The following is a 12,919-nucleotide window of genomic DNA, read 5'->3' on the forward strand; positions in this document are numbered from 1 at the left end:
TCAGTATAAATTATTGTATTTGTGAAAGGATTTTTGGGATTTTGCTCGATTTTTAATTATACTTAGAACTAATTCTCTTTACTTGAAGAAACTAGTTCGACCCGGTAATTACATGAAATTGAAAAACCTCTACCTCCTTATCTCGTTTTTTGCTATCTCCCTCACTGTCACCTTTGGACAGTATAGGATTTTGTTAAAAAATGAATCTTTTACGCCTGAGAAAAATATTTCGGCGGAAAAAATTGTCGAATTTAACCGGAAAATAACCTCACTAAACCGGAAATCATTTGTCGTTATCCAGTTTGAAGAGATCCCTGACGAGGCGGAGAAAAAACAGTTGCAGGCTGAAGGTATCGAGCTTCTGGACTATATTCCTAACAACGCATATTCAGCGACGTTAACGCGTGCGCTTTCCTCTGCTGCTTTACAAAAAATTAAAGTCCGGTCTGTATTGGAATTATCGGCGAATCAAAAAATGCATGCTTCTCTGGCAAACGGAAGTTTTCCATCCCACGCGGTGAAAACCAACGGAACAGTCGATGTTTGGATTAGTTTTCCAAAGACGTTTTCGTTTAAGGAAGTGAGCGAGGAGTTGCAAAACAAGAATTTTAATCTAACATCCGATCTGTATCAGGCCTATGGCGTATTGGAAATCCGGGTAGCAAAAAGCCGCGTAAAAGAACTGGCTCTACTTCCCTTTGTCCAATATGTGCAGGCTGTTCCGGGACCGGATCAGGCTTTTAATGACCATAGTGAAGAAAATTCAAGAGCTAATGTTTTAAGTTCTACCGTGTCGGGAAACAGAAATCTGCATGGAGAAGGTATTGTCGTGGGGATTGGCGATAACGCCAATCCGATGACCCACATCGATTTTAATAACCGGATCATCAATCGCTTCGCTTCTGAAACAAGTTCTGCACATGGCATGCATGTGATGGGGACGCTAGGTGGAGCCGGGATCATTGATGAGCGTTACAAGGGCTATGCGCCCAAGGCGACAATTGTATCGCACTACTTTTCAAATCTTCTGGCCAATTTGCCGAATTATGTAAAGGATTACGGGATGGTGGTTACCAATAACTCGTATGGTAATGACGTAACCAGCTGTTCTTCGTTTGGGACTTACGACCTTTATTCACAGATACTTGATCAACAGGCTTTTCAAATGCCTTATCTTCAGAACGTTTTTGCTTCGGGCAACAGCGGTGCTAATACCTGCAGTCCATTTCCGGCGGGTTTTGCAAATGTTTTGGGCGGATATCAGTCGGCTAAGAATATTTTGACGGTTGGGAACACGACATTAGAGGGCGTTATATCTGAAAGTTCAAGCCGGGGACCGGTAAAAGATGGCCGCATTAAACCAGAAATTGTTGTTCAGGGAACTTCCATTCGATCAACCATGCCTGACAACACTTATGGTAATGGCACCGGAACAAGCATGGCCTCACCGGCGGTTGCTGGCAGCGTGGCCTTGTTGTATCAGCAATATCGAAAACTGAATGGTGGCGCAAATCCAAAGAGTGCCCTGATCAAAGCACTGATCTGCAACAGTGGGATCGATAAAGGTAATGCCGGGCCGGATTACAAGTATGGATTTGGTTGGTTAAACCTGGTGCGTTCTGCTAAAATGCTTGAAAGCAACAGTTATATCAATGCCTCCGTCGCCAACAAAGGATCTAAAACACATACGATCACTGTTCCTGCCAATACGGCTCAACTGAAAGTGATGCTTTACTGGAATGATCCGGCGGCTGCTGTACTTGCCAGTCAGACGTTGGTGAATGACCTGGATTTGGTCGTTACCACATCTGGTCAGGCAAAAGTACTTCCCAAATTACTGGATGGCGCACCGCTGAATGTGAACATTCCGGCAACCACGGGAGCTGATCATGTCAACAATATCGAACAGGTTGTTATTGATAGTCCGACACAAGGAAGCTACAAGATTGAAATAACAGGCACCGCCATCAATCAGAACCCGGATCAGGAATACTTTGTAGTTTATGACGCTATTCCCGTAGAAACTTCCATTACGTATCCGATCGGAACGGAGCGAGTAAAGCAGGGTGAGGTGATGTACATCAGCTGGGATTCCTTCGGGAATGAATCGAATGGTTTTACAATACAATATTCCACCGATAACGGAGGGGCCTGGATCGATATCAATACTGCCGTGGCGGCAGATCTACGTCAGCTAAGCTGGACCATTCCGGCTGTTACTTCGTCACAGGTGAGAATCAAGATCAGTCAGAATGGTACCGATAAAGTTAGTATCAGTGAGCCGTTCACCATTGTGGGAGTGCCTGTTTTGACATTGGCGCCGGTTCAGTGTGAAGGCTACATTGCCTTGCAATGGGATGCCGTAGCGGGAGCCAGTGATTATGAAGTGATGATCCTGCAAGGTGATGAGATGGTTTCGGCCGGCACAACGTCGTCGACCAACTATTCTTTTTCGGGTTTATCAAAAGATATAACCTACTGGGTTTCGGTAAGGGCCAGAGTGAATGGAAATCCCGGACGCAGGGCTGTTGCTGTTTCAAGAAAGCCTGACAGCGGGAATTGCAGTGGTGCGATTTCAGATAATGATTTAAAACTGGATGCAATTTTGTCGCCGGCTTTGTCGGGACGGAAGTTTACTTCATCAGAATTATCCGCCAGTGCAAAGATCACGATCAGGATAAAAAATCTGGATGATGTGACATCTTCCGGAGATTTTAAAGTAAAGTACTACATTGATAATGTTCTGAAGGGGGAGCAAACCATCACGACGGCGATACCATCGGGAGCAACACTGGATCATACATTTGCCAATCTGGCGGATCTTTCCGCAATTCGGTCCTACAACCTTAAAGTAGAAATAGAAAAAACCGGCGATACGGTTCCTAAGAACAATACCATTGTTCAAACGATCACGCAGCTAAATAATACAGCCATATCGATGCCGTTTTCTGATGACATGGAATCTTTGCCGGAGCAGGAGTTTTTTACAAACAAAATGGGGCTTACCGGTTCCGATCGATATGATTTAATAGCCAGCTCGACAGTCGGCCGTATCAGAACTTTTGTCAATACGGGTCTGGCGCATTCTGGTTCCAAGTCGCTGATTCTGGATGCCGACAGGTACATCGTCGGCGGAAATACAAATTATCTCATTGCTACTTATAATCTGTCTGCTTTTAACGCAGCATCCGATGAGATCCGGATGAATTTCAGGTATAAAAATCACGGTCAATCGAGTAATGCAAACAATAAAGTCTGGATCAGAGGAAAGGATACTGATGAGTGGATTGAGGTATACAACCTTTTCACAAACCAGAATGCAGTTGGCACGCCCTATAAATTATCTGCGGATATTGAACTTAGTCGTATCCTCACCGCCAATGGAAAGAGTTTTTCATCAAGCTTTCAAATTCGCTGGGGACAAAATGGTACACTGATGGTTGGGGATGATTACAGTGGTGCAGGTTATAGTTTCGATGATATCCGGTTATTCCAGATCGCCAATGATATTCAGGTTGTCAGCCTCAACAGTCCGATCAGTTCCGGATGTGGTTTGGGAAATGCAGAGCAGGTAAAAATAACGGTGAAAAACAATTCTCCGAACCTTATTTTGGCTATTCCGGTAAAATTTCAGGTAGACAACGGCACCGTTTTTACCGAAGCCATCATAACGCTTGCGGGTAATACTTCTGTCGAGTATACCTTCCTGGCCCGTGCGGATTTATCTGCGCCGGGAAATCACGTTGTGAAAGCATGGGTTGATCTATCCTCGGACTCGAACCGTTCCAACGATCTTGCTTCGGCCGAATTGTTCAACTCACCTTTGATCGCATCTTTCCCTTATCTGGAAGATTTTGAAAGCGGCAGCGGGTTCTGGTACACTAACGGGGCGAATAACTCATGGAAATATGGCAGTCCGTCATCCGCGAAAGTAAGCAGAGCAGCCAGTGGCAGTAAAGCCTGGAAAACCAATTTGACGGGTAATTATAATATGAACGAAATCTCCTATCTGTATTCTCCCTGTTTTGATTTGAGAGGAATGCTGGTGCCAACAGTGAGTTTCAATATTGCCCTGGATATAGAAGACTGCGGCTCTTCTGCCTGCGACGTTGGGTACATGGAATATTCAACGGATGGCTCAACCTGGAAACGCCTGGGTTCTAACGGACAAGGGACAAACTGGTACAATAAAAATTATAGCAACAATAACGCGTGGAGTGTTTTGCAGTATACACGCTGGCACGTTGCGACGATGGCATTGCCGGCTGGTAGCGCAAGTATTCGTCTGAGATTTGTACTGGTGACGGATGCCACGGAATCGAAAGAGGGGATAGCGATTGATGATATTCACGTATATGATAACCGTAACGGAATTTATGACGGTTCGAGTGCATCATCCGTTGCATTACCGACAACGGGCGAAAAGGGATGGGTTAATTATCTGAACAACGGGACTTTGGTGGCAGCTATACATGCCAATAACCAGGATCTTGGTACAACGGATGTCCGGATGTATGTCAATAACGGGGCTGTCAGGAATGTAAACAATCAATATTATCTCAACAGAAATATCACGGTTAAGCCAACAAATTATAATCTGGCTGATTCGATCAGTATTCGTTTTTACTTCCTTGATTCGGATGTTGAGAAATTGATCAGTGCGTCCGGATGCAGCGGATGCGGGAAACCTTCGTCGATTAATGAACTGGGAGTTTCTAAATACAGTGACGGTAATGATAATAATGAAGACGGCAGCGTTGCCAACAATAATGCTCCGGGATGGTTGTTTATTACGGCCGCCAGAACCAAAAAGGTACCTTTTGATAAAGGATATTTTGCAGAGTTTAAAGTGAAAAATTTATCGGAATTCTGGCTCAGTAAAGACGCCATGGGTACCAGTACGCCTCTTCCGGTTGAGCTGATCAGTTTTACAGCCAAAAGAAAAGAGGGCGCCGATGCCTCTCAGGATGTGGTTACCGAATGGGTTACTTCGTCGGAAGTTAATTTCAGCCACTTCGAGCTTGAAGTAGCCCGTGGAAATGATGCTTTGAAATCGGGGCAATTTACCAAGGTTGGACAAATACTGGCAGAGGGAACGCCGAGGGCGGGGCAGCGCTATTCTTTTATCGACTATGAGCCTAATAAATCGGACGTGCGGTACTACCGGCTAAAAATGGTGGACTTGGATGAAACATTTAAATATTCGGCGATTCGTCCGGTGGTTATTCATGAAAAAATTGACTGGCAGGTTTATCCGAATCCATCCAAAGATGTTATCAACATTGTGTACCAGGCTGATGCAGGGGAAGAAGTGCGGGTGAGTGTAACGGATTTGACTGGCAGATCATCGCTCAAAGGCAATTGGGCGGCGAGTGGGTCGGTACAAAAATATCAGATCAATATGGGAAGCTCAGAATTTGCTCCGGGGCTTTACATGGTGGAGGTCGTGGCCGGGAAGAAAAAAGAAGTTTTCAGGGTAGTCAGGTTGTAAAGCCTTTCTCATAAATTACTAACACAGATCAGCCAATCCGGTTAACACGGGTTGGCTGATTTGTGTTAAGGCAGCTAGATACTTTTGATGAATTTAGGTGCTCTTCGTTTCTTTGAAGATTGTTCAAAGTCGTAGGAAATGGTTAACAGCCCGCCTTCGTCATAAGACCGTCCCAGAAAGGAAATCCCGACAGGGATTTCGCTGATAAAGCCCATCGGGAGTGTTATGGAGGGATAACCAGCCATCGCGGCCGGCCCATAAGATCCATAGCCCGTCCAGAAATCTCCGTTGACGGGATCAATGCACCAGGATGCGCCGGTTGCAGGCCCGCACAAGGCATCGAGGTTTTGCTCTGTCAGTAAATTATCAATCAGTTTTCGTACTCCGGTAACTTTCCCATAGGCTTCCAGGTAACCCGGACTTTTCAGGTCTCCTTTCTTCTGGGAGCTTTCAAGCGTTTCCTGCTGGAAAATAGGCATTGCTTTTCCCTGATTATCGGTGTTGAATTTGATAAGTTCTTCCAGCGATTTTACCTTACCGTTTGCCTTGCTCAGATAGGCGTTCAGTCCATCCTTGAATTCGTATTCCAATAATTCTCCTTCGCCGTTGCCTACGTTTTTAAATTTAATAAACTCGACTTCCACGATCGTGGCACCTTTGGTTTTCATGAGTTCAATGGCTTCCCTGAACAGGGCGTCCATGGCCTCATGTTTTTTCAGGAAACTCTTTTCAATGCCAATTCTTTTTCCTTTCAGCCCATCAGTTTTAAGAAATTGCGTGTAATCCGTCTGTGCTTTTTCCTTGCTGGTTAATGTGACATCGTCATCCGGATCTACACCTGCCATGGCACCTAGTAAGAGCGCAGCGTCTCTGACGGTCCTGCCAAAAGGCCCGGCGGTATCCTGTGTTTTTGAAATCGGAATGATGCCTGATCTACTGATGAGCCCGACAGTCGGTTTAATGCCCACGACGTTATTCATCGAAGCAGGACAGGCAATGGAGCCATTCGTTTCTGTACCCACGGAAACTGCACATAAATTGGCCGCCACAGCCACGGCGGATCCCGAGCTTGATCCGCATGGGGAACGGTCGAGTACATAAGGGTTATGGGTTTGTCCGCCTCGGCTGCTCCAGCCGCTGGACGACCGGGTCGACCGGAAATTTGCCCATTCGCTCAGATTCGTCTTTCCCAGGATCACGGCACCTGCCTTACGCAATTGTTTCACCACGAAGGCGTCATTTTTTGCAATGTTTCCTTCCAGTGCTATGGAGCCGGCGGTCGTCTGCATTTTGTCGGCCGTATCAATGTTATCCTTAATGAGTACGGGAATGCCGTGCAAGGGGCCACGGATTTTTCCGGCAGCTCTTTCCTTGTCCAGTTCCGCTGCAATTTTCATGGCATCGGGGTTAATCTCGATAACTGCGTTGATATGTGGGCCTTTTTTATCAATTTCAGCAATGCGGTCAAGATAAAGCTTAACCAGTTTTTGTGCGTTGATTTCACCTTTTGCCATCATTTTTCTTAAATCATCCACACTTAGTTCATCCAGACTAAAACCATTCCCCGAAACTTTACGCTTGTTTTTTGTTTCGTTCTGAAAATCAGAAGCTGCTAATCCAAATAGAGACAAACCGGCGATGGATCCGGTGTGGATAAATTTTCTGCGTTTCATAAATATCGATGGCATTTTTTGAGTGAACCTAAATATAAGTTTTCGCTGGTTTATGTCCATAGTTTCAGGCCGAATATTTGCCTCAAACAGAAGGTATTCAGTCAATTTCCGTAGTTGCGCGTATAGGATGGAAATTTTAATGAAACTTGCAACGAAATTTCTTTGTATTTCGAAGGTATAAGTAGCTGTATTTTCTTTTTTTACAATGGGTGAATTTTCACGAATCCGAAACAAATTCAGTGCACATATGAAGTATTTATTATCTGTCCTTTCTCTTTTCATAAGTCTGTATACCTCCGCTCAGATTTCCCGTGTTCAAAAAGTTTCGCTTATTCTTGACACCGACATTGGCCCGGATTATGATGATGTGGGAGCCATGGCGCTCATGCACGCGCTCGCGGATCGGGGTGAGGTAAAACCACTGGCGGTGATCGCAAGTAATAAAAATGTTTTGGTAGCCCCTACGATTGAAATTATCAACAATTATTTTGGCAGACCGGAAATTCCTGTCGCTGCGCCGAAAGGTAAAGCACCGGATATGGGCGCACCACAGAAATGGCCTGAAATGCTGCTTGCAAAATATCCGCATAAGATCAAATCCACCGATGAGGTACCGGATGCAGTGGAAACATATCGTAAAATTCTGGCGGCGCAGCCAGATCAGAGTGTGACCATCGTGACGATCGGTTTTCTTACCAATCTGTCCAATTTACTGGAATCCGGTCCTGATAAATTTTCAACCTTATCCGGAACAGATCTGGTAAAACGAAAAGTAAAAGAGGTGGTTTCGATGGCGGGCGCGTTTCCAAAAGGAAGAGAATTTAATGTGATGATCGATTCTGTGGCCTCGGAAAATGTATTTGCAAAATGGCCCACACAAATTACGTTCAGCGGAGTGGAGATCGGTAACGGTATTAAAACAGGATTGCAACTGATCGCGAATGAAAGCCTGGATAGTCCCGTAAAGGATGTTTATGCACTGGCCATTCCTTTGAGCAAAAATGACAGCGAAGGACGGATGAGCTGGGACCAGACAGCGGTGCTGGTAGCCATTCGCGGCGCACAACATTACTTTGACATAAAACGCGGCAAGATCGTTATCAACGGAGGAAGCAACGAATGGCGTGACGACCCGATGGGGCCGCACGCTTATCTGACCCAGGAAATGGGGTTTAAAGAACTCGGTATGGTGATAGAATCACTGATGATGCAAAAAGGAAGCGGGAAATAATTTTCGATAACCGGGCCGGGCCAGATCAAACAACCATGGCGGTATGGTCTTCCGGCCCGGTTTGATCACCGACAGCTTCTTTGATCAGCCCGATATCGTGGCGCAAACGCTGGGTGAAAAGTGCTATATCAAAGCTATGCACGACAATATTTGCTCCTTCTTTTATCCAGCGTATCTGCCGCTCCGGTTCCAGAGAAAAATGAATGCCGATTGAAAGTCCCCTGGCCCTGGTTTTATGAATGATCGTTGTAACGGCTTTTTCGAATTCCGGATGGTCATATTGTTCAGGCAAACCCAGACTGACGGACAAGTCGTGCGGGCCGATAAAAACTGCATCCAGTCCTTCAACGGCTAAGAGGTCGTCAAGTTTTTCAAGTGCCGGAACACTTTCAATATTGGCAATGCAGATATTTTCGGCGTTATAGCGTGCAACATAGCTTTTTACTTCGTCCGGGATCGGTTCGGTTCCGTTCAGGTATCGTGTAAGCAACGCTCCCTTTAACGGTCGGAATTTGGTGGCGCCCACAAGTTCGAGTACCTGTTCTGTGGATTCGAGATAGGGCGCTACAATACCAAGGGCACCGCCATCAATCGCCTGACAGGCCAGAAAGGGATCGGGACATGGGATTCTTACAATGGGCGTGATCGCCAATGCCTGGAATTGCTGACATAAGGCAGCCAGTTCGTTTCTGCCCAATGGAATATGTTCGGTATCAATAAAAACGAAATCAACACCGGTTCGTTTGATCGCTGCCGGCCACATGGGGCCCGTTGACGTGATACAGGTTCCGTAAACGTTTTCTCCGTTCTGCAATTTTTGTAAAAATCCCATTTTCGTTTGCCTTAAAATGCTGTTTATTTTCTTATTAACCAGATTTCTGTAACCTGTGAACCTCTTTCACCCTCCCCGCAGGTCCAGATGAACGTAACTTTGCCGTCGGTGATGGCTGTTTTGGGTAAGTCAAATTCAAAAACCGGTGTTTCTCCCGTTTTGATAAAATCGTGAATAACCTGACCGTCGTCCGTTGTCATTTTCATGCGCGAACGAAACCTGCCGGTATAAGCAATGCGAATGCGGTAATCCGCTTTCGGGTCAAGCTCATCGTAATGGATTTTAAGCGGCTGGTCGTAGAGCGTTTTTGCCTGCTTCATCCACACCCGCGGCGTCACCTGCCCTTTAAATCCCGTGGCCTGAATTTCGTCTACCCATTCTTCTCCCACCAAACCCACACCGAACCCGATTCTCGGAGATTGCAAACTTCCCGGATCTTCTTCCCATGATAAGTTCTGTACAACCCGGTGCCAGCTTTCGGGATCGCCGAAATGATCATAAAAACCACCTGGTCCCGGATCAGTTCTATGGAGTATTTCCTGTATTTTTTTTAGTCGTCCTGGCTCATCGGCTATTTTTTCGGTCTCGCTAAGCTGATCCAAAAGCCAGGGAGAATCGTTCAGGGGCATGTTGATCAGGTCAATAAAATTACCCCTGCCCGACATAGCGCCATGTTTTTTAATGGTTAACTGGGCGCCGATACTTTTGAAAAGCGAATCGGCCAGGGCCTGGCACTTGGCCTGGTACTCGGGCAGAATCGGCTTTTTCCAGGCACTTTCCAAAATGGTTCTGGCTTCTTTTAGCGACTCCGTTGAACCCCCGGTTTTTGTATTTTGCAGTAACGCTTTCGCCTGCTGTTCAATACGGGTTTCATAAATCAATCGTTGCCGCGTGTACGCATCGAAATAGGCACGGATCAGTCCCATCTGAAAACGGGCAGTTTGCTGGACTTTTAAAGGAGCCTGCCTTTCAATCTGTTGCCATTGTAATAAAGTCCTGTCAACGCTTTCATTGGTAAGCAGTTCACCTTTCCAGTTATTTTCCAGTGCAAAAATTCCCTGCGTGAAAGTTTCTGTAAAATCCGGGCCGATAAACAAACGTGAATATTCACGGAGTGTTTCGATGACGGGCCTTTCCGGATCCCAGTCCTGATCGCTCCAGACAAATTTATTGACATCGTCATTGGTGCCTTCGGAATAACTGATGCTGCCGACACCGTACTGATCAAACGCATTATGGATAGTCTTTTCGTCGTGCGGACGTGGATTTATACTTTCCCGTCCCGAAGTCATGGCATAGGCCAGGTCCCAATGCGGTACCGGGTACTGTGAGCTGTAATTATGGGTGATGTCGGGATAATGTCGGATCGGAATGGATGGTTTTACTATTTCCCTGATTTTTTGTACCGGTAATTTTATCCAGGGTCCAAAAACTACACCACCAAACCAGGAGTATTCTTTATTGACATGGGCAAAGAATGCATCAAACCATTTTTGCGTAGGACGAAATACCTGCGGAGAAACCCAGATTTTAGCGGTCGGATGATATTTATGCAATAACACCGCTTCTTTTTCAAGCCATGCGAAGAGCACATCCGGTTCGAGATCACCCGGGTCGCCGGCAGGTACAAATACGGCGTTCAGTTTTGGAAGGATCGAGAAAATCTCCTCTCTTTCTTTCAATTCCTTTTGAATCGAATCAGGGTGAGCGTAGTCTTTTCCCAGATTCGGGTACCACATCGAAACATCAAGACCATATTCCTTACAGATCCGGGATTGTTCCACGATCATTTTGATAGCCGGTAGTTTCATATGCCGACTTGTGAAATCGTCGTCCGTGCGGGGAGGCATGATTTCGATGCTGTTTGCTCCGAATATGGCGAGATCGCGGATATACTGATCAAACTGAGCCACGGAAAATGCATCGTAGGCATTTGTTTTGGGACGGTACCCCAACTGATGGCCACGAATGGGATAACGCGGGCTGGTTGACAGGGCAAGCTGGGCCGGGATTTGTACAGAACCGTCCCGCATTTCGGCGTTTCGTAAAAAACGGCCGACCCCATAAAGTATTCCACGTGCATCTTTTCCGACAATAACTACGGTTTTTTCAGAAGGCAATGTCACAAGTTTGAACCCTTCATTTTTAATTTCGGGTAATGTGTGGATCGCTGTCTGGTATGCTACCGGCAGTTTCGTTACCTCATTTTCCAAAACGATCAGGATGGCTGGCTGCCCGGATTTTGGCAGTTTTTTTACTACCTGCCACCGTATTCCGCTACGTTTTTCTGTTTCATTTTGTAATACTTCGATGCTTCTTAGGAGTATCTTCTGGTCAGAAATGGTTGTGACTACCTGTGCCTTCGATAGGTCCAGCGTTTGTGATTCGGCAGGCGGAGCACAAATGACCAGGGATATTAATAACAACAGACTGTAAATGGATTTTGACATAATTCGATGAATTGAGGGCTGGGGTGCCCTTTTGTTCGGTTAAAGTTTTATGAATATCTTTTTTCGGTAGAGAAAAAATGCCGGAATAAAATTGATTGAAACAAAGACCAGAGCATAGATGAGACTTGCCAGTTTGGAAGCAAAACCAACCGCAACGAGCAGATCAACGGCGTGATGGTTCAGCGTTTTTTCTCCGAAAGGCAGCAGATAGAAAAAGAGCGCGAAAATATCTGCCAGCACATAAACCATAATCGCGTTGGCTCCGAAGATAATGCCCGGTTTTGTGCCGTTTTGATAACCTGAAATGTCAATGAGGAAATACAAGGCACCCAGCAACATCGCAGCAAAACCGGAGGTGACGAGTACAAAGGAACTTGTCCAGATGTTTTCATTGACCGGAAAGGTAAGCCCCCAGAAATAACCCGCCGTCGCGGTGAACAGCCCAATTGTCATCAGATAATTTGCCTTTTCGTTTGGTGTGAAATGGCTTAGTATCAGTCTGCCTGCAAGCATGCCGGTAATACCTGTGACGACAGACGGAAATGTACTTAAAATACCTTCCGGATCCCAGGTTCCCTGCCACATTTTTCCCGGTAAATACTGCTGGTCGACCCAGGCCGCGAGATTCAGACCGCGTTCCAAAACCACTTTTCCAACGCCCGGTGTCGGGATTAAAGTCATTGCCAGCCAGTAAATCACGAGTATTAAGATGCCGGTGAATGCCTGCTGTTTCCAGTTCGTATGAAGGAACAGAAGGGCACAGACAAGGAAAACAATGGCGATCCGATGCAAAGTACCCGTCCAGCGCAGATTTCCGAGATCAAAATCAGGCAGCATATTCAGAAACATGCCCACGGCGAATATTTTCAGGGAGCGGGTGATGATTTTTTTGTGCAAATCATTTTTAGGTCCTCCTGTTTCCAGTTTTTTAGAAAAAGCAAAAACAGTAGAAACCCCCACAATAAACAGGAAAAATGGCGCTACAAGGTCCGTAAAAGTGAGCCCGTTCCACTGTGAATGCCTTAACGTATTATAAACAAATTCTTCGTTTCCTGGAAAATTTACGACGATCATCACAGCGATTGTAAAACCACGCATGGCGTCAAGCGAAATAAGACGAGGTGATTCTGCTGCGAGGTTTCCCATGATACTTTCCGTTTAAGATTAGATACGCGGATGGATGGGTTAAGGGCTACTGGGTATTTTAAATTATCATTTTTGTCAGAAGAAATTGTCCTGCCA

6 protein-coding genes are annotated in these 12,919 nt (G+C 45.8%); 2 read left to right on the plus strand and 4 right to left on the minus strand.

From position 1 onward, the window contains the following. Positions 1-112: 112 nt before the first annotated feature. Positions 113-5,491, plus strand: coding sequence for a S8 family serine peptidase (locus M1L62_RS27015; protein ID WP_254562779.1), 5,379 nt, complete (start codon positions 113-115; stop codon positions 5,489-5,491). A 74-nt stretch (positions 5,492-5,565) separates the two neighbouring features. Here M1L62_RS27015 and M1L62_RS27020 read toward each other — a convergent pair whose 3' ends face one another. Next, positions 5,566-7,164: an amidase gene (locus M1L62_RS27020; protein WP_254562780.1), complete on the minus strand. Its 1,599-nt coding sequence runs from the start codon at positions 7,162-7,164 to the stop codon at positions 5,566-5,568. Positions 7,165-7,411: 247 nt separating this feature from the next. Between M1L62_RS27020 and M1L62_RS27025 the strand changes: the two genes are divergently transcribed. Continuing rightward, positions 7,412-8,395, plus strand: coding sequence for a nucleoside hydrolase (locus tag M1L62_RS27025; RefSeq protein WP_254562781.1), 984 nt, complete (start codon positions 7,412-7,414; stop codon positions 8,393-8,395). 25 nt (positions 8,396-8,420) lie between these two features. Here the strand turns inward: M1L62_RS27025 and M1L62_RS27030 are convergent, their stop codons facing one another. The 3 genes from M1L62_RS27030 to M1L62_RS27040 are packed head-to-tail and all read right to left on the minus strand — an operon-like array spanning position 8,421 to position 12,823. Then, positions 8,421-9,227 carry an HpcH/HpaI aldolase family protein gene (locus M1L62_RS27030; protein WP_254562782.1) on the minus strand — a complete coding sequence of 269 codons (807 nt, stop codon included), beginning with the start codon at positions 9,225-9,227 and terminating at the stop codon, positions 8,421-8,423. A 23-nt stretch (positions 9,228-9,250) separates the two neighbouring features. Then, positions 9,251-11,677 carry a hypothetical protein gene (locus M1L62_RS27035; protein WP_254562783.1) on the minus strand — a complete coding sequence of 809 codons (2,427 nt, stop codon included), beginning with the start codon at positions 11,675-11,677 and terminating at the stop codon, positions 9,251-9,253. Positions 11,678-11,716: 39 nt separating this feature from the next. Next, entirely contained in the window at positions 11,717-12,823 is a 1,107-nt protein-coding gene (locus M1L62_RS27040; RefSeq protein ID WP_254562784.1) for an acyltransferase family protein, read from the minus strand. Positions 12,824-12,919 lie beyond the last annotated feature (96 nt).

It is taken from the genome of Dyadobacter diqingensis, from assembly GCF_024220585.1.
Taxonomy (GTDB): domain Bacteria; phylum Bacteroidota; class Bacteroidia; order Cytophagales; family Spirosomataceae; genus Dyadobacter; species Dyadobacter diqingensis.

Excerpts from the sequence above, each read along its gene's own strand:
- M1L62_RS27015 (WP_254562779.1), top strand. The coding sequence starts at position 113 with ATGAAATTGAAAAACCTCTACCTCCTTATCTCGTTTTTTGCTATCTCC.
- M1L62_RS27020 (WP_254562780.1), bottom strand. The coding sequence starts at position 7,164 with ATGAAACGCAGAAAATTTATCCACACCGGATCCATCGCCGGTTTGTCT.
- M1L62_RS27025 (WP_254562781.1), top strand. The coding sequence starts at position 7,412 with ATGAAGTATTTATTATCTGTCCTTTCTCTTTTCATAAGTCTGTATACC.
- M1L62_RS27030 (WP_254562782.1), bottom strand. The coding sequence starts at position 9,227 with ATGGGATTTTTACAAAAATTGCAGAACGGAGAAAACGTTTACGGAACC.
- M1L62_RS27035 (WP_254562783.1), bottom strand. The coding sequence starts at position 11,677 with ATGTCAAAATCCATTTACAGTCTGTTGTTATTAATATCCCTGGTCATT.
- M1L62_RS27040 (WP_254562784.1), bottom strand. The coding sequence starts at position 12,823 with ATGGGAAACCTCGCAGCAGAATCACCTCGTCTTATTTCGCTTGACGCC.